The 19,554-nt window shown below is 41.6% G+C and carries 13 protein-coding genes and 5 tRNA genes; all 18 read right to left on the bottom strand.

What is annotated here, in order from left to right:
* Positions 1-78: 78 nt before the first annotated feature.
* The 18 genes from rpoC to gspD all read right to left on the bottom strand — a co-directional run bounded on the left by rpoC (position 79) and on the right by gspD (position 19,542).
* Positions 79-4,272, bottom strand: coding sequence for a DNA-directed RNA polymerase subunit beta' (gene rpoC, locus ACS125_RS05445; RefSeq protein WP_013199106.1), 4,194 nt, complete (start codon positions 4,270-4,272; stop codon positions 79-81).
* Positions 4,273-4,358: 86 nt separating this feature from the next.
* The gene (gene rpoB, locus ACS125_RS05440) at positions 4,359-8,447 is read right to left on the bottom strand and encodes a DNA-directed RNA polymerase subunit beta (RefSeq protein WP_004795100.1); all 4,089 of its coding nucleotides are present in this window, start codon (positions 8,445-8,447) and stop codon (positions 4,359-4,361) included.
* 305 nt (positions 8,448-8,752) lie between these two features.
* Positions 8,753-9,118 carry a 50S ribosomal protein L7/L12 gene (rplL, locus tag ACS125_RS05435; protein WP_004795102.1) on the bottom strand — a complete coding sequence of 122 codons (366 nt, stop codon included), beginning with the start codon at positions 9,116-9,118 and terminating at the stop codon, positions 8,753-8,755.
* A 48-nt stretch (positions 9,119-9,166) separates the two neighbouring features.
* Positions 9,167-9,673 (bottom strand): 50S ribosomal protein L10, encoded by a 507-nt coding sequence (gene rplJ / locus ACS125_RS05430; RefSeq protein WP_004699170.1) that lies wholly within the window; start codon positions 9,671-9,673, stop codon positions 9,167-9,169.
* Between the two features lie 313 nt (positions 9,674-9,986).
* Positions 9,987-10,682 (bottom strand): 50S ribosomal protein L1, encoded by a 696-nt coding sequence (gene rplA, locus ACS125_RS05425; RefSeq protein WP_004795104.1) that lies wholly within the window; start codon positions 10,680-10,682, stop codon positions 9,987-9,989.
* Between the two features lie 3 nt (positions 10,683-10,685).
* Positions 10,686-11,114 (bottom strand): 50S ribosomal protein L11, encoded by a 429-nt coding sequence (gene rplK / locus ACS125_RS05420; RefSeq protein ID WP_001074682.1) that lies wholly within the window; start codon positions 11,112-11,114, stop codon positions 10,686-10,688.
* 109 nt (positions 11,115-11,223) lie between these two features.
* Positions 11,224-11,757 (bottom strand): transcription termination/antitermination protein NusG, encoded by a 534-nt coding sequence (gene nusG, locus ACS125_RS05415; protein WP_003654499.1) that lies wholly within the window; start codon positions 11,755-11,757, stop codon positions 11,224-11,226.
* A gap of 7 nt (positions 11,758-11,764) precedes the next feature.
* A complete protein-coding gene (gene secE, locus ACS125_RS05410; RefSeq protein WP_004795106.1) occupies positions 11,765-12,205 on the bottom strand; it encodes a preprotein translocase subunit SecE in 441 nt (146 codons plus the stop codon).
* A 75-nt stretch (positions 12,206-12,280) separates the two neighbouring features.
* Positions 12,281-12,356: transfer RNA gene (locus ACS125_RS05405), tRNA-Trp, on the bottom strand.
* Between the two features lie 60 nt (positions 12,357-12,416).
* The gene (gene tuf, locus ACS125_RS05400) at positions 12,417-13,607 is read right to left on the bottom strand and encodes an elongation factor Tu (RefSeq protein WP_004794160.1); all 1,191 of its coding nucleotides are present in this window, start codon (positions 13,605-13,607) and stop codon (positions 12,417-12,419) included.
* Between the two features lie 146 nt (positions 13,608-13,753).
* Positions 13,754-13,828 (bottom strand) — tRNA-Thr (locus ACS125_RS05395).
* Between the two features lie 13 nt (positions 13,829-13,841).
* Positions 13,842-13,917 (bottom strand) — tRNA-Gly (locus ACS125_RS05390).
* Positions 13,918-13,954: 37 nt separating this feature from the next.
* Positions 13,955-14,038 (bottom strand) — tRNA-Tyr (locus tag ACS125_RS05385).
* Between the two features lie 52 nt (positions 14,039-14,090).
* Positions 14,091-14,166 (bottom strand) — tRNA-Thr (locus ACS125_RS05380).
* A gap of 98 nt (positions 14,167-14,264) precedes the next feature.
* On the bottom strand, positions 14,265-15,758 hold the full coding sequence (trpE, locus tag ACS125_RS05375; protein WP_174731723.1) for an anthranilate synthase component I: 1,494 nt from the start codon (positions 15,756-15,758) through the stop codon (positions 14,265-14,267).
* 109 nt (positions 15,759-15,867) lie between these two features.
* A complete protein-coding gene (locus ACS125_RS05370; RefSeq protein WP_151964621.1) occupies positions 15,868-16,536 on the bottom strand; it encodes a phosphoglycolate phosphatase in 669 nt (222 codons plus the stop codon).
* A gap of 65 nt (positions 16,537-16,601) precedes the next feature.
* Positions 16,602-17,231 (bottom strand): FHA domain-containing protein, encoded by a 630-nt coding sequence (locus tag ACS125_RS05365; protein ID WP_443270955.1) that lies wholly within the window; start codon positions 17,229-17,231, stop codon positions 16,602-16,604.
* A 40-nt stretch (positions 17,232-17,271) separates the two neighbouring features.
* Positions 17,272-19,542, bottom strand: a complete 2,271-nt coding sequence (gene gspD / locus ACS125_RS05360; RefSeq protein WP_443270953.1) for a type II secretion system secretin GspD — start codon at positions 19,540-19,542, stop codon at positions 17,272-17,274.
* Positions 19,543-19,554 lie beyond the last annotated feature (12 nt).

Genomic DNA, 19,554 nt, shown 5'->3' with positions numbered 1-19,554 from the left:
ATTACCACTTTTAATTGTTATAAATAAATATAAATAAAAAAGGCACCCTGAGGTGCCTTTTTTAATGCCAGTCTAAACTTAGAATTGTTCTGAGTTTAATGCTTGGCTAAATGCTTGGTCTACTTCGCTGAAGTCATTGTGAAGCTCATGTTCAGCAGCTTCTGCTTCTTGACGACGACGTTCTAAGTGGTATGCAAGACCAGTACCAGCTGGAATCAAGCGACCCACTACAACGTTTTCTTTCAAGCCACGTAAATCATCTTCTTTACCTGTTACAGCAGCTTCAGTTAACACACGAGTTGTTTCCTGGAACGATGCAGCAGAGATGAACGAGTCTGTAGAAAGCGATGCTTTCGTAATACCCATCAATTGACGTTCAAACTTCGCAGGGAACTTGTTCTGAGCCAAGACAGCTTGGTTCTCTTGAACAACGCGGATGTAATCCACTTGCTCGCCTTTGATGAAGCTTGTATCACCACCATCAGTGATATCAACTTTACGCAACATTTGACGTACGATAACTTCAATATGTTTGTCGTTGATTTTTACACCTTGGAGACGGTATACGTCTTGAACTTCGTTCACGATGTAGTTAGTTAATGCAACTTCACCTTTCAAACGTAAGATGTCGTGCGGGTTTTGTGGACCATCAGAAACTGTTTCACCACGGTTCACATGCTCGCCTTCGAACACGTTGATTTGACGCCATTTTGGAATCAATTCTTCGTAAATCTCAGAACCATCATCTGGGGTAATTACTAAACGGTTTTTACCCTTAGTTTCTTTACCGAAGCTTACAACACCTGAAACTTCAGCAAGAATTGCATGTTCTTTCGGTTTACGTGCTTCGAATAAGTCAGCTACACGCGGAAGACCACCGGTAATATCACGAGTACGTGATGTTTCTTGTGGTACACGACCAATTACGTCACCGACACCAATCGTTTCGCCATCGCGAACAGTTACGATTGTGTTTTGTGGCAAGAAGTAGAACTGTTCGCCGCCATCTGTTGTATCCAACACGATTGCAGGACGTAAATCTTTACCAGAAGCAGGACGAGCTGTTACAGGCAAGATTTCAACAGTAGTCATACCAGTTGCATCATCAGTTTTCGATGTTGCAGTTACACCATCAGCGATTTGGCTGAAACGTGCTTTACCAGCAACTTCTGTTACTAATGGATGTGTATGCGGATCCCAAGTCGCTACGATACCGCCAGCTTCAACAGCTTCACCATCTTTCAACAAGATGCTTGCACCGTAAGGAAGCTTATAACGCTCGCGCTCACGACCTAAATCATCGGCAATACCAATTTCACCTGAACGTGAAACTGAAACCAAGTGGCCTTTTGCATGTTGTACAGTTTTCACGTTATGGAAACGTACAGTACCTTTGTTACGTACTTGAACACTGTTCGCAGCAGAAGTTCGGCTCGCAGCACCACCAACGTGGAACGTACGCATCGTTAACTGTGTACCTGGTTCACCAATAGATTGTGCTGCCATTACACCAACTGATTCACCTGGGTTAACCAAGTGACCACGTGCAAGGTCACGGCCATAACATCTAGCACATACACCAAAAGCAGATTCACAAGCAATTACTGAACGTACTTTGACTTCATCCACACCCGCTTCTTCAAGATGAGCTGCGATTTTTTCGTCAATTAACGTACCACGAGGTAATACAACTTCATCATCAGATGCACGACGTACGTCTTCAGCAGTTACACGACCTAATACGCGGTCACGTAATGGCTCGATGACATCACCACCTTGAATGAATGGAGTCATCACCAGACCACCAGCTGTACCACAGTCAGGTTCGGTAATTACCAAATCTTGCGCTACGTCTACAAGACGACGAGTCAAGTAACCTGAGTTCGCAGTTTTTAATGCTGTATCGGCCAAACCTTTACGCGCACCGTGTGTTGAAATAAAGTACTGAAGTACTGTTAAACCTTCACGGAAGTTCGCTTTAATCGGTGTTTCGATAATCGAACCATCCGGTTTTGCCATCAAGCCACGCATACCAGCAAGCTGACGAATCTGCGCCGCACTACCACGGGCACCAGAGTCAGACATCATATAGATGCTGTTGAATGATTTTTGTTTCTCGTCTTCACCTTGTTTGTTTTTCACAAGTGTATAAGACAAGTTATCCATCATCGCTTTAGCAACTTGGTCGTTTGTACGCGCCCAGATATCGACAACTTTGTTATAACGCTCACCAGCAGTTACGAAACCTTGTTCGAACTGTTGTTCGATTTCACGAACTTCTGTTTCAGCTTTATCAATAATTGTGTGTTTAGTAGGTGGAATTAACATGTCTTCCATACCTACAGATACACCTGAACGAGTCGCTTGACGGAAGCCCAAGTACATTAATTGGTCAGCAAAGATAACAGTATCTTTCAAACCAAGTTTACGGTAGCAAGAGTTGATTAACTTCGAGATATTCTTTTTAGTCATCTCAAGGTTGATCATGTCAAAGCTTAAGCCTTGTGGAACAACTTCCCAAAGCAAACAACGACCTGGTGTCGTATCAACAATAATAGTTCCGTGTTCACGTTCACCATTTTCATTGATAACAGTTTGATGCACACGTACTTTAACACGAGCATGGATCGCAACCTGACCAGTTGCAAGCGCACGGTTTACTTCGTGAGTATCAGCAAACACCATGCCTTCGCCTTTAGCATTTACTGCATCACGCGTGATGTAGTAAAGACCCAAGACAACGTCCTGAGAAGGAACGATGATCGGCTCACCATTCGCTGGTGACAAGATGTTGTTTGTTGACATCATCAATGCACGAGCTTCTAACTGTGCTTCAAGTGTCAATGGAACGTGTACCGCCATTTGGTCACCATCGAAGTCGGCGTTAAACGCAGCACAAACGAGTGGGTGAAGACGGATTGCCTTACCTTCAATAAGAATAGGTTCAAATGCTTGAAGACCTAAACGGTGAAGTGTTGGCGCACGGTTCAACATTACGGGATGTTGACGAATTACAGAAGCAAGAACGTCCCAAACTTCTGGAGTCTCGCGTTCAACCATTTTCTTCGCAGCTTTAATGGTTGTTGCTTGACCTGAAGCTTGTAGTTTCGCAAAAATAAATGGCTTGAATAATTCAAGTGCCATTTTCTTCGGAAGACCACATTGGTGAAGACGTAAAGTAGGACCTACAGTAATTACCGAACGACCAGAATAGTCAACACGCTTACCAAGTAAGTTCTGACGGAAACGACCTTGTTTACCTTTGATCATATCTGCCAAAGATTTTAATGGACGTTTGTTAGAACCGGTAATTGCACGACCACGACGACCATTATCAAGTAATGCATCTACAGACTCTTGTAACATACGTTTTTCGTTACGTACGATAATGTCTGGTGCTGCAAGATCAAGAAGACGCTTCAAACGGTTGTTACGGTTAATGACACGACGATATAAATCGTTCAAGTCAGAAGTCGCGAAACGACCACCTTCAAGTGGAACTAATGGACGTAAATCTGGTGGAAGTACAGGAAGTACATTCATCACCATCCATTCTGGCTTGTTGTTTGAATCGTTGAATGCTTCCATCAATTTCAAGCGTTTAGACGCTTTTTTCAACTTCGTTTCAGAAGTTGTTTGAGGAATTTCTTCACGTAAACGTGCGATTTCAGCTTCAAGATCGATATCTTTTAATAAGTCCTGAATCGCTTCTGCACCCATTTTCGCAGTGAACTCATCACCGTGCTCTTCAAGTGCATTGAAGTATTCTTCGTCTGTTAAAAGTTGATACTTTTCAAACGGAGTCATACCAGGATCAGTTACAACGTATGATTCGAAATACAATACGCGTTCGATATCACGAAGCGTCATATCAAGTAATAAACCGATACGAGATGGTAACGATTTTAAGAACCAGATATGTGCAACTGGAGAAGCGAGTTCAATGTGACCCATACGTTCACGACGAACTTTCGCTGTAGTTACTTCAACGCCACATTTTTCACAAATGACGCCTTTGTATTTCATACGCTTGTATTTACCACACAAGCATTCGTAATCTTTTACTGGACCAAAAATTTTGGCACAGAACAAACCGTCACGTTCTGGTTTAAACGTACGGTAGTTAATTGTCTCAGGTTTTTTAACTTCACCATGAGACCATGACTTAATCATTTCTGGTGACGCAAGACCAATACGGATACGGTCAAACTCAATTGGTGCATGACCATCTGAGTCCGTTTTCTTACGCATGATATCGAGCAAGTCTTTCAATTTTTTTCTCCGTGTGTCGGGAAGCAACGCTTACCCGACTGGGTCACAAATATTGTTTTTTCCTAAAAAATCGTGAGTCTTACGACTTAGTCACCATTTTTCAGTTCAATGTTGATACCTAAAGAACGGATCTCTTTGGTCAATACGTTGAACGATTCAGGCATACCCGGATCCATATAATGGTTACCATCTACAATATTCTTATAGATGCGTGTACGACCTTCAACGTCATCCGACTTAACAGTTAACATCTCTTGAAGAGTATATGCTGCACCGTAAGCTTCAAGTGCCCAGACCTCCATCTCACCGAAACGCTGACCACCGAACTGTGCTTTACCACCAAGCGGTTGTTGTGTAACAAGTGAGTAAGAACCAGTTGAACGCGCATGCATTTTGTCATCAACCAAGTGGTTCAATTTGAGCATGTACATGTAACCTACAGTTACAGGACGATCAAACTGTTCACCCGTACGACCATCAAACAATACTGTTTGACCAGTACGTGAAATGTCAGCTAATTCAAGTAAGTCTTTAATTTGGCTTTCTTCAGCACCATCAAATACAGGAGTAGCTAAAGGCACACCAGCACGTAAGTTGCCAGAAAGAGCCAAAACTTCAGCATCAGTTAAGCTATCAAGATCTTCTTGCTCGCCACCAACTTTGTTATAAATCTTGTCTAAGAATTCGCGAAGTTCTAAAACTGTACGCTGTTCTTTCAACATTTTTTCGATTTTATCGCCAAGCCCTTTAGCCGCCATACCCAAGTGAGTCTCAAGAATCTGACCCACGTTCATACGAGATGGTACACCCAATGGGTTCAATACGATATCTACCGGTACACCGTTCGCATCGTGTGGCATGTCTTCAACGGGTAAAATGTTAGATACAACACCTTTGTTACCGTGACGACCAGCCATTTTATCACCAGGCTGAATGCGACGTTTAACTGCTAGGTAAACTTTAACAACTTTCAGAACGCCTGTTGTTAACTCATCACCAGTTGAAAGCTTACGTTTCTTCTCTGCAAACTTCTCATCAATTTCTGCACTCTTCTCTTTCAAGAACACTTGAATTTGAGATAAACGTTCAGCAATTGCTTCGTCTGTAGGTTGGATTTCAAGTAAGTCAACAAGCTCTAAACCAGACAACATATCTTCAACAAGTTTGTCGCCACGTTTAGTCGAACCACCACCGTTAGATTCTTGGCCTTTAAGCAAACGAATTACACGCTCACGTGCTGCTTCTTCAAAGATCTTGTATTCTTCTTTCAAGTCTTTACGGTAAGAGTCAAGCTGTGCTTTTTCAATTGCTAACGCACGGTCATCTTTCTCTAAGCCATCACGAGTGAAGACTTGAACATCGATAACTGTACCTTTAGTACCAGATGGAACACGTAAAGATGAGTCTTTAACGTCGGCTGCTTTCTCACCAAAGATTGCACGAAGCAATTTTTCTTCAGGAGTTAACTGAGTTTCACCTTTAGGCGTTACTTTACCAACAAGGATGTCACCAGCAGTAACTTCAGCACCGATATAAACGATACCTGATTCATCAAGTTTAGAAAGTGCAGCTTCACCTACGTTAGGAATATCGGCAGTAATTTCTTCTGCACCTAACTTAGTATCACGCGCTACACATGATAATTCTTGAATATGAATAGAAGTTAAACGGTCTTCTTGAAGTACACGCTCAGATAATAAGATCGAGTCTTCGTAGTTGTAACCATTCCACGTCATGAACGCTACACGCATGTTTTGACCAAGCGCAAGCTCACCCATATCTGTTGACGGACCGTCTGCCAAAATGTCACCGCGAGCAACTTTGTCGCCCAAATTCACGATAATATTTTGGTTAATACAAGTGTTTTGGTTAGAACGTGTATATTTAATGAGGTTATAAATATCTACACCAGCCTCACCTGCAATCATTTCATCTTCGTTTACACGAATAACGATACGAGAAGCATCTACATATTCAATCGCACCACCACGGTTTGCGATCACACATACACCAGAGTCACGTGCTACGTTCGCTTCCATACCTGTACCTACAAGCGGTTTATCCGCACGTAGAGTAGGAACTGCCTGACGTTGCATGTTTGAACCCATTAATGCACGGTTCGCGTCATCGTGTTCAAGGAATGGAATAAGCGATGCAGCTACAGATACAACCTGCTGTGCAGATACATCCATATGCGTCACTTTTTCAGGTGGCATACGTACGAATTCACCTTGATGACGAACAGAAACGAATTCTTCTGTTAAGTTGCCATCTTTATCTACAGCAGAGTCGGCCTGTGCAATAACAGTACCCACTTCTTCAATAGCAGATAAATATTCAACTGCATCAGTTACACGACCATCTACTACTCTACGGTATGGTGTTTCCAAGAAACCGAAGTCATTCGCTTTTGCATATACAGAAAGCGAGTTGATCAAACCAATGTTTGGACCTTCAGGCGTTTCAATTGGACATACACGACCATAGTGAGTTTGATGTACGTCACGTACTTCAAAGCCCGCACGTTCACGCGTTAAACCACCAGGTCCAAGCGCTGAAACACGACGTTTATGTGTAATTTCAGATAATGGGTTGTTTTGATCCATAAACTGAGACAATTGGCTTGAACCAAAGAATTCTTTGATTGCAGCTGCAACTGGTTTTGCGTTAATGAGATCTTGTGGAGACAAATTATCTGTTTCTGCTTGGCTTAAACGTTCTTTAACAGCACGTTCAACACGAACTAAACCAACACGGAATTGGTTTTCAGTCATTTCACCAACAGAACGTACACGACGGTTACCCAAGTGATCGATATCGTCGACTTCACCTTTACCGTTACGGATTTCAACTAATGTACGTAATACATCGATGATATCTTCGTGCGATAAAATACCTTCTACTTCACGTGACTTCTGATCAGTACCAACTTCGTATGGGCGACCCAAACGACGGTTGAACTTCATACGACCTACTGGAGATAAGTCATAACGTTCAGAAGAGAAGAATAAGTTGTTAAATAAGTTTTCAGCAGCTTCTTTTGTTGGTGGCTCGCCTGGACGCATTACTTTATAGATTTCAACTAATGCTTCTTCACGACCAGATGTTGTGTCAGCACGTAATGAATCAGCAACAAATGAACCACGGTCAATATCGTTCGTAAACAAGATATTGAATTGTTTAACGCCGCCTTCTGCCAGTTTCACCATAACTTCATGGCTTAACAATGTATTTGCAGCAATCACATCACCATTACGTAAAGTAATATCTTCAGCAGTGATACGCTCATACAAGTACTCATCAGGAACTGATAGCTTAGCTAAACCAGAAGCTTCCATTTGACGTACGTGACGTGCATTAATACGTTTACCTTGTTCAACAATGATTTTACCGTCATTGTCAGCAATATCAAATTGCGCCATTTCGCCACGCAGACGATCTGGAACGAGGTCAATTTGATAGCTACCCATATCAAGATATACAGGCACTTTCTCATAGAACAAATTCAAGATTTGTTCATTGTTATAACCCAATGCACGCAACACAACAGTTGCTAATAATTTACGACGACGGTCAATACGTACATAAACTAAATCTTTAGCATCAAATTCGAAATCTAACCATGAACCACGGTAAGGAATAATACGTGCAGAATAAAGTACTTTACCACTTGAATGTGTTTTGCCTTTATCGTGATCGAAGAACACACCAGGTGAACGATGTAATTGAGATACAATTACACGCTCAGTACCATTGATAACAAAGGTACCATTGTCTGTCATGAGTGGCATTTCACCCATGTAGACTTCTTGTTCACGTACGTCTTTAATAGATTTAGTTTCGCGATCTTTAATAATCAAACGAATTTTTACGCGCATTGGTGCTGCATAAGTCGAACCACGTAAAATACATTCACGCACATCAAACTCAGGCTTACCAAGGCTATACTCAACAAATTCTAAAGCAGCATTGCCAGAATAACTTTCTATAGGAAAAACTGAACGAAATGCGGCTTGGAGACCGATATCTTCGCGGTTTTTTGGAGATTTGCCACCTTGCAAGAACGTTCTATACGAATCGACCTGAATCGAAAGTAAGTACGGTGCTTCCATTACTTGGGGCAATTTACCAAAATTCTTACGGATCCGTTTCTTTTCGGTATATGAGTATGCCATCTGGAGTCCTCGGAAAGTAAACCAAGCCCGCCTGCAGAACGGGCTCAGAAGGAATTACACAGGCCGATATGGCCACCACTGTTTACAAATGCTGCAATTTTTAGTGGTATTAAAACGCTTAACAATATTTTTTAAAAAGAAAAATATTGGTAAGCATTTGAAATTACTTTGATTCTTCTGAAATATAACAGTTATTGTACAGAACAAACAAAAATCGAGCCGATTATTGTAACGCAAAAAGGCTGATGACCCAAGAGCCATCAGCCATTTTATGGAGCCGATTTAAAAACCGACTCCTTTTACAATTACTTAAGTGTAACTGTAGCACCAGCTTCTTCAAGTTTCTTCTTAAGTTCTTCGCCTTCTTCTTTAGAAACGCCTTCTTTAAGAACTTGTGGAGCACCTTCAACTAGGTCTTTAGCTTCTTTAAGACCAAGGCCAGTTGCTTCACGAACTGCTTTAATTACAGCTACTTTGTTAGCACCAAAAGAAGTCAACTCAACGTTGAATTCAGTTTGTTCTTCAGCAGCAGCAGCAGCAGGAGCAGCAGCTACAGCTACAGCAGCAGCAGATACGTTGAATTTTTCTTCAAAAGCAGAAATAAGTTCAACAAGTTCAAGAACAGTTTTTTCAGCAACTGCGTTTAGGATTTCTTCGTTTGTTAAAGCCATGAGATTAACTCCAAATGGGTATTGAATGGTGTGGAAGTAGATTTAAGCTTAAGCAGCTTCTGACTCGTTTTTCTCTTGAAGCGCTGTAAGTAAGCGACCCAATTTCGAAATAGGAGCTTGAAGAACAGATGCGAGCATAGTAAGCGCTTTTTCTTGGTTTGGAAGGTTTGCGATAACGCTAACATCAGCACCTTGATAAAGTTTGCCATCAAATGCAGCAGCTTTTAATTCAAATGCTTTGTTAGTTTTAGCAAATTCTTCAAACAAGCGTGCAGCTGCACCCATATCGTCTTCAGAAGTTGAGAATGCTAAGATTGTTGGGCCAACAAGGTTGTCATTCAAGATTGCAAATTGCGTATCTTGAAGAGCACGTTTAGCCAAAGTGTTACGTACAACGCGTGTAGCAACACCTAGTTTACGAGCTTCAACACGAAGAGTAGTTAATTGCTCAACGGTTAAACCTTGATAGTCAGCAACAACGGCAGCGAACGCTGTAGAAGCAGTTTGAGCCACTTCAGCAACGATCTGTTTTTTGCTTTCAATAAGAAGAGCCATTGTAAAACCTCCTAACGGTGATTTATGTACTCAAAAAAGTACACTCCCAATTCGCAAGTCAATAAGGATTTGACTTGCACGCGGAGGAGGAATAAATCACACCACCGCGTCTACGCAGGCTGGGTTATTAAGAAGATATTCAAAAGAAGTCTCTTCGCCTGTGGTCTTTGACGCTGATAAATTTACATTTATCAATTCAAAGTCCGCCTGATGAGTGAGGAAACAAAGCAATACTTTGAATGAGTATAAAAACCTATAATTTTTATACTCTGCCCTCAATCAGGACTTTAAAATTCTTGACTAAGTTTCAAACTTAGTTAGAAACGTTGCTTACATCAACAGTAAGACCAGGACCCATAGTTGAGCTCAAAGTGATCTTTTTGATGTATACACCTTTAGAAGTTGCAGGTTTTAACTTTTTCAAGTCAGCAACTAAGGTTTCAACGTTTTGACGGATAGCAGCAGCTTCAAAGCCTAATTGACCGATCGCAGCATGGATAATACCCGCTTTGTCTACACGGTAACGAGCCTGACCAGATTTAGCGTTTTTAACAGCATTCGCTACATCAGGAGTTACAGTACCAACTTTAGGGTTTGGCATTAAACCACGTGGACCAAGAATTGTACCGAGCTTACCAACAACACGCATAGCGTCAGGAGCAGCGATTACAACATCAAAGTCAAGGTTTCCGCCTTGAATGCTTTCAGCAAGGTCATCAAAACCTACGATGTCTGCACCAGCTTCTTTAGCAGCTTCTGCTTGCGCGCCTTGAGCAAACACAGCTACACGTACAGTTTTACCAGTACCAGCAGGTAATGTAGTCGCACCACGAACAACCTGATCAGATTTACGTGGGTCTACACCAAGATTTACAGCTACATCCAAAGATTCTTTGAACTTTGCAGCAGGTAGGCTGTTAAGAACTTGCACTGCTTCTTCCAAAGTGTAAACTTTGTTTGCTTCAACAGCAGCAGCAATGGCTTTTTGACGTTTAGTTAACTTTGCCATGTCTTATAGCTCCACTTCCAAGCCCATAGAACGCGCAGAACCAGCAATGGTACGTACACGTGCGTCTAAATCAGCACCAGTTAAATCTGGTTCTTTAGTAGTCGCAATTTCTTCTAACTGAGCACGAGTCAACTTACCAACTTTAGTTTTGTTTGGTACAGATGAACCCTTTTGGATACCAGCAGCTTTCTTAAGAAGAATAGAAGCTGGAGGAGTTTTCATGATAAATGTGAACGACTTGTCGTTGTACACAGTAATCACTACAGGAATTGGAAGACCTGGTTCAACTTTTTGTGTAGCAGCATTGAATTCTTTACAGAATGCCATGATGTTTACACCACGTTGACCTAATGCAGGACCAATTGGTGGAGATGGATTTGCTTTACCAGCTGGAACTTGCAGCTTGATATAGCCGTCAATCTTCTTAGCCATTTTAAAATACCTCTGGGTACGAACGCCGCTAGGCTCCCCAATCTTTACGCAACACTACTGTTACAACAACAATGCCCGATAAAATCGGGCGCTTTTCAACCAATTAAGATTAAATCGTTTTTTCGACTTGACGAAATTCGAGTTCAACCTGAGTTGGTCGATTAAATACATTAATCGTCAACGTTAAACGTGACTTTTCGTATTGAACTTCTTCCACCACACCTTTAAAGTCTGTGAATGGACCGTCAATAACAAGTAATTCTTCACCAGGCTCAAACATCGTCTTAGGACGTGGTGCTTCACCTGTATTACGTACACGCGCAAGAATCGCATCTGCTTCGCGCTGAGTGATTGGTGCTGGTTTTTCAGGTGTACCACCAATGAAACCTAGAACCTTTGGACATTCTTTAACGATATGCCAAGTATCATCATTCATTTCCATTTCGACTAACACATAGCCAGGAAAGAATTTACGCTCAGATTTACGTTTCTTACCATCCTTCATTTCTACCACTTCTTCGGTAGGAACAAGGACATCACCAAAGCTATCAGCAACAGCGCTACGCTGGATTCGTTCTGTAAGCGAACGCAACACTTGTTTTTCATAGCCAGAGTAGGCATGAATAATGTACCAACGTTTCATAGCTCTTTTACCCGATAATCAACTTAATTAACCAACCCAAACCATAGTCAAAGCACCATAAAACCAATGATGCAACAACTACAACCAATAGAACCTGCCACGATGTAGTGACTGTTTCTTGTTTTGTTGGCCAAGTTACTCGACGCAATTCGACTCGTGCATCTTTTAGCAAACGAACGAAGCCTTTACCTTGATGGGTGGCGTATAATAAACCTAAAGCCACAACGATACAAGCAAAAATTGCCCCAACGCGCACCCAAATATTATTTGCAGGCGCCCAATACGCTGGTAAATACTGATTCACCATAGTAGCTAAAAGCAAGAATGCAATTGCAATCACCCATAGAACAATATCTAAAGGCGAACCAGAACGAACAACTTCAGCAGAATTATTTCTTTGAGGAATTGGCGCGTCGCTCAATGCGTCACGCGATTTATCATTCGACATTTTTGTACTCGTCGTAGAACTCGCGACTTATTATATGAACAACTAAGCCAGCATCAAGCTTTTTATTTCAAAATATGGCAGGTCAGGAGGGACTCGAACCCCCAACATTCGGTTTTGGAGACCGACGCTCTACCAATTGAACTACTGACCTATAATGCAAGTTGAGAGCCAAAGCCCTCAACTTGAGACGTAATCCGTCACTATATTATGCTTATGCAGTTACTTTCGCAACAACACCAGCACCTACAGTACGACCACCTTCACGGATCGCAAAACGTAGACCTGGGTCCATTGCGATTGGGTGGATTAATTCTACTGACATTTCAACGTTGTCGCCTGGCATAACCATTTCAACGCCGTCTTGTAATTGGATTGCGCCAGTTACGTCAGTTGTACGGAAGTAGAACTGTGGACGGTAACCGTTAAGGAATGGAGTATGACGACCACCTTCTTCTTTAGAAAGTACGTATACTTCTGCATCGAATTTAGTGTGCGGCTTGATTGTACCCGGTTTAGCAAGTACTTGACCACGTTGTACGTCTTCACGCTTAGTACCACGTAAAAGAACACCACAGTTCTCGCCTGCACGACCTTCGTCAAGAAGTTTACGGAACATTTCTACGCCAGTTACAGTTGTTTTAACTGTATCTTTAATACCAACGATCTCTACTTCTTCACCAACTTTAACGATACCAGCTTCTACACGGCCTGTTACTACAGTACCACGACCAGAAATTGAGAATACGTCTTCGATTGGCATTAAGAATGCTTTGTCGATAGCACGTTCTGGTTCTGGAATGTAAGAATCAAGCGCTTCAACAAGAGCAAGAACTGAAGACTCACCATATTGACCAGCATCACCGTTAAGAGCAGCAAGAGCTGAACCACGGATAACAGGAGTGTCATCACCTGGGAAGTCATAAGTAGAAAGAAGTTCACGAACTTCCATTTCTACTAATTCAAGTAATTCTTCATCATCAACAAGGTCACACTTGTTCAAGAATACGATGATGTAAGGTACACCAACCTGACGAGAAAGAAGGATGTGTTCACGAGTTTGTGGCATTGGACCATCAGTCGCAGCACATACAAGGATCGCGCCGTCCATCTGAGCAGCACCAGTAATCATGTTTTTAACATAATCGGCGTGGCCCGGGCAGTCTACGTGAGCGTAGTGACGGATTGGAGAATCGTATTCTACGTGTGAAGTATTAATTGTAATACCACGTGCTTTTTCTTCAGGTGCTGAGTCGATTTGTGAGTAATCTTTCGCTTCACCGCCGTAAGTTTTTGCACAAATAGTTGCAATCGCAGCAGTTAAAGTTGTTTTACCATGGTCAACGTGACCAATTGTGCCCACGTTTACGTGTGGCTTATTACGTTCAAACTTAGCCTTAGCCATGTTTATAGTCCTCGTTTACGTCGAACACAATTCTGAGCAAGACTCAGCATCGACATATCGCCTAAAAAATCAAACACCCAATACTTGAAAAGCAGACTAATAAGCCTGCTTTTTAAATCTTTGTAGAAAATCTACTAAACTGTATCTGGAGCTCTTATCGAGATTTGAACTCGAGACCTCTCCCTTACCAAGGGAGTGCTCTACCACTGAGCTATAAGAGCGATTATCCTTCGATGGAGCGGGAGACGAGGGTCGAACTCGCGACATGCAGCTTGGAAGGCTGCCGCTCTACCAACTGAGCTACTCCCGCACGATGCTGGTATACTTAGCACTTCAATCGAAGTTAATGGTGGTGAGAGAAGGATTCGAACCTTCGAAACTTTCGTAGCGGAGTTACAGTCCGCCCCCTTTGACCGCTCGGGAATCTCACCATATCACACTTATTTCAGTGTTATCCTACACTTAACAACTTCACACTTTAGATGGTGCCGGCACACGGATTCGAACTGTGGACCTACTGATTACAAGTCAGTTGCTCTACCAACTGAGCTATGCCGGCGTTTCTTAGTGTTTCGTACGTTTCGTATCGGAACGGTGTGCAGTTTAGCAAAACTTCCAAACGATGCAAGCAGTTTTTTAAAAAAAACTGCTAAAAACTCATAAAATCAATCCGTTTGATGATAATTCAACCGCTTTGATCACTGCGCGAGCTTTTATTTGGGTTTCATTCCATTCTGATTCAGGATTTGAGTCAGCAACTAAGCCCGCTCCAGCCTGTACATACACTTTTTTATCACGGATTACACACGTACGGATTGCAATCGACATATCCATTTCACCATGCCATCCTAAATATCCCACTGCCCCACCAAAAACACCTCTTTTTACAGGCTCCACTTCATCAATAATTTCCATTGCACGAATTTTCGGTGCACCAGATAAAGTACCTGCTGGGAAAGTTGCCTTAAATACATCTAGTGCATCGATATCATCACGCACCTCACCTTGTACATTTGAAACGATGTGCATGACATGCGAATAGCGTTCAATCACCATTTGATCAGTCACTTTGACCTTACCAATTTTAGAAACTCGCCCAACATCATTTCGACCAAGGTCAATCAACATTAAATGTTCTGCGATTTCTTTCTCATCAGAAAGTAAGTCTTTTTCTAAAGCAATATCTTCTTCTTTAGTTTTTCCGCGTGGTCTCGTACCAGCCAACGGGCGAACTGTCGCAATACCATTTTCAAGACGAGAGAGAATTTCAGGTGATGACCCTACAATATGGAATGGTTTTTGATCCGTAATTGTTTGACCTTGTACTAAGAACAAATAAGGCGAAGGATTTAAATGGCGTAAAGCACGGTAAACCTGTAAAGCCTCCCCATCAAAGTCGGAAACCATACGTTGACCAGGAACAACCTGCATAACATCGCCTGCACGGATGTATTCTTTAACCTTTTCTATGGTCTCAAGAAATTTCGCTTTACCTGTAATCGATTCAAAATGTGGGGGTGTATGCGGCTTAGCTTGCAAACTAACTGGTGTAGCCAACAACTGTTCCAATTGATCTAACTTTTGCTGCGCATCTTCATAAGCATTTGGCTGTGCTGTATCGGCATGAACAATTAAAAATAGAGTATCTTTAAGGTTATCAAAGACAATGACCGTTTTTGATAGCATTAACCATAAATCCGGCAATGTAATTGGATCAGCCGCAGGAACGTTCTTTAACCGTGGCTCTATATAGCGAACCGCATCATAGCCTAAATAACCAACCAGCCCGCCCGTAAAACTTGGTAAGTCTGGTAAAAACTCAGCTGGTGGAACTTTAAATTGCTTCTGAAATTCACGAATATATTCAAATGGATCTAGACAATCTTCTTGTGTGATCGAACCATCAGCATGCTGTATCGATAAAACGCCTGCATTGCATGAAAAAACTGTCGATTCACCCAAACCAATCATGGAGTAACGCGCCCAGTTTTCACCCCCTTCAACCGATTCAAATAAATAAGCTTGTTTTTGCTCCTTAAAACGAGCAAAAACAGATAAAGGTGTTTCCGTATCTGCCAAACGCTGACGATAAACTGGAATAGTGTTGTAACCTGATGCTTTAAGCTGTTCAAATTGCGCTAAAGTAGTCATGAATTTTTCTCTAATATGGTTTCGATTTAAAAGTGTGTTTTTCTAGTTTCGATTTAGACACGCCATCGAAAAACCATACGCTTATTCATGCTGATCTCCATTTCACTCATTAGATAATTAACTCAGCCAAACTATCAACCACTTGCTGAGGCTTGCAATCATAAATATTTTCTCCATGATTATAGCCATAGCTAACCACAATACAATCAATTCCCGCACGACGCGCAGCCTCAATATCATTACTTGAATCGCCAATCATTAATGATTGTGACGCAGATATTTTTAGACTTTGCATACAATGCAACAAAGGCAAGGGATGTGGCTTTCTCTCTGGCAAGCTATCGCCTCCAAGTACAACTTGAAAATAAGAAGAAAGTTCTAATGCATCAAGTAACCCTTGAGCAAGTTGCACAGGCTTATTGGTAACACATGCCATATGTATATTCAAAGTTTTACAATGCTTTAAAAACTCAGTTACACCCGGATAAATTTGAGTATTCACACAAAGTTCCGCACCGTATATGTCAACAAATTTCTGCAAGAGAACTTTATGCTGTTCAGCATCTAATTTTCCAAAAATATGAAGCAGAACACTTTCACAGAGTTTAGACACTCCCTTACCCACCCATGCTCGGATCTGGGCTTCTGTTATTAAAGGCCATTCTAATTCTTGTAAACTTAAATTCATTGATCTATATAAATCAGCAGCAGAATCAACTAGTGTTCCATCTAGATCAAATAAAATTAAATCGCGCTTACTTAATTGTGCAACAGACATCTTCTTCTTCTCAAAATTTAAAAGGCATGCGTTTAGCATGCCTTGATTGTAAAAGCAGCAACGGATTATTTAAAGAATAACCATGCTAATAAAGCTAAAATTACTAAAATAATAATAGTGATTAAACCAACTGAGGCATTCTTCTGTTGCTCTTTTTCTTCAGCAACACGAGAAACAGGCTCCTCAAAGGCAACAGGTGATGGTTGTTTTACATTGACATCCACACCCTCTGGAATAGGTGCAGGCTTTGGTATAGAAACATTCTGTGGCATACCATCGCGACAAACTTCTGTTTCTGCAGCACGCTCTGCAAGACTTGGCATTCCTTGATCACTTAAGTCTTGTGTTAGTGCAGCAGTTTGCACTGGTTCTGCTTCGATTTCGGGTAACTCTAATATTTCTTTTGCAGGCGCTAATACAGAAAATTTAAAGCTAGCAAATTGAACAATATCACCATCATGCAGCTGCTTTTCTTGTTCAATACGAATATCGTTTACAAATGTGCCATTCGATGAATTAAGGTCTTGCACCCATAGCACTTGATCTTTTAGAAGCAATGCAGCATGGCGACGTGAAATTTCAGCGGCTTGCAATAATACATCAGCATCTTGATGGCGCCCAACTAACATATCACGATCAACATTAATTTCTTGGCCAGTAATTTCGCCAGTAATTGCTTGTAATTTCCAAGTCATGCGTATGTCCTATTCATTTTTTATCAATCATAACATGCTACTACGGTGCTGTGCTTGGACGCAGTGTCGTTGTTGTTACGGTATTTTTAGTACGATTAACTTCAGGTTCAGGCAACTGTAAGGTTTGTCTTTGAACCGATGGCTCTACAGCTACAGGTGTTGTTACTGTCGAGCTTTTGCCACCTGAAGGAACTTGCTGATAATTTTTTGGCTGAGAGCTAATACTTGGCGGTGTCATCTTTTGATTATAGACATCATCAACCTGTTCAGGCAATTTGGCAAAATTGCCATTTCTATCCATCGCTAATTGCAAGCTATAAAGTTGACTATAGCGCTGCTGAGACAAACGGCGCACATCGTTTGCATCACCTACAATCGTTGGGTGGATAAAAACGAGAAGGTTGCGTTTTACATTGCTTCTATTATCTGATCGGAACAATCGCCCAACATAAGGGATACTGCTCAACCCAGGTATGCCTTGTCTTGAAAGTGACGTATCATCCGACACCAAACCACCAAGGACCACTGTCTGTCCATGTTCGGCCAAAACAGCAGTTTTAATAGCACGTTTACTTGTTACCAAGTCAGCTGCTTGCCCGCGACTGTCTTGAACAGCAGAGACTTCTTGCTCTACTTCCAAACGCACTGTACCACCTTCACCGATATGCGGAACAACTTTTAATGTCACACCCACATCTTTACGTTCAACAGTTGTATAGGGATTAATACCTGTACTATTCGTAGTGACTGACCCTGTTACAAAGGGCACATTCTGACCGACAACAATATAAGCCTCTTCATTATCCATCGTCACAATAGATGGTGTCGAAAGCAAATTTGATTTGGTGTTGGTTTTAAGCGCTTGAATTAATGCGCCGTAAGCCTTACGGGAATTCTCAAAATTACCCAGAGCCAAAGTTGCCCCATTACCTTTATTGGCTCCCCCAGCAATAGCGGATGCTGCCCCAGCCGAACCACCCGATAAATAACCAGCAGCAATAGAAGATAAACTAGCACCAACATTACTAAAGCTAAGTAAACCAATCCCACTAGATAAATCACCTAGCGCCCATTGGATTCCAAGTTGGTCCGCATCATCCCCTGAAACTTCAATAATTGCAGCTTCAATCAGAACTTGTTGACGTCTAACATCAAGCTGCTGAATCGCAGATTCAATTTCACGCATTAATTGAGGATCGGCCTTAACCACTAACGAGTTTTGGGCATTATCCGCAATAATACTCACACCATTTTGGCTAAAGCTAGAGATACTGTTCTGATTACTATTATTTGAATTACCATTTAGGTTAATAGATGGCGTAGAAATTGAGCTACCATTTGAACCAGAGGTATTTGAACTGGAATTTTGGTTATTACCCATCAAATTATTGATCGGATTCGATGAGTTAGAAGAACTATTATTTGACGAAGAAACAGCTTGTCCTGTTACGAGGCCTTGCAAAATCTCAGATAAGTTTTTTGCACTTGCATATTTTAATCGAAAAACTTTTAAGCCACCTAAACGGTCTGCTGAAGGCACATCCAACATTTCAATCATATGGCGAATACGTTTACGCGTTTCAGGATCGCCCTTTACTAAAATACGATTCGTTCGGTTGTCTGCAATAATACGGATACGGGCCCCATTAAAATCTTTAGATGCTCCCGTAGCGCTCATTGCCTCAAGTTGAGTAATGATTTCTTCCGCTTGGCTCGATTGGAGACTTATTGCCTCAATATCATTTTGCCCCGTACCGTCGAGGTTACGAATGATATTTTCAAGTTGGTAGATATTTGCAGCTCGGTCCGAAACAATCAGCGCGTTAGTCCCTGCTATCGCAGCCATATGTGCAAATTGCGGCATTAAAGGGCGAAGTGCTGGAATTAAATCATTTGGATTCGTATTTTCAAGCCAAATAACTCGAGTGACAATTTGATCACCACGCAATCTATTTCTAGAATCGTAAGGGATTCCCGAATTCTTAACATTACTATCTGGTACAAGCTTGATAGTGTTCCCTGAAGGAATTGCCACTACCCCATTTACATTTAAGACCCCAAGAAACAGATCATAAACTTCATCTTTATTAAGGGGTTTATTCGATATTACTGTGACATTGCCACGCACTCGCGGATCTACTGCAAAGTTTTTCCCCGTAATATCTGCAACTTCATTAATAAATGCAGTTAAGTCAGCATCACGTAAATTGATCTTCCATGTCTGGGCATAAACGCTGCTACTCACTGTCGCAATCAATGGGGCAGCTGCAAGTAATGCCCAAAGTGGACGTTGATGATTCAATAAAGCCATAACTTGCGATAA

Origin of the sequence: Acinetobacter sp. PFS20 (genome assembly GCF_052261015.1) — a bacterium.
Classification (GTDB): domain Bacteria; phylum Pseudomonadota; class Gammaproteobacteria; order Pseudomonadales; family Moraxellaceae; genus Acinetobacter.
Note: the sequence above shows the minus strand (reverse complement) of the source record. Positions and strands in the feature narration are given on the sequence as shown.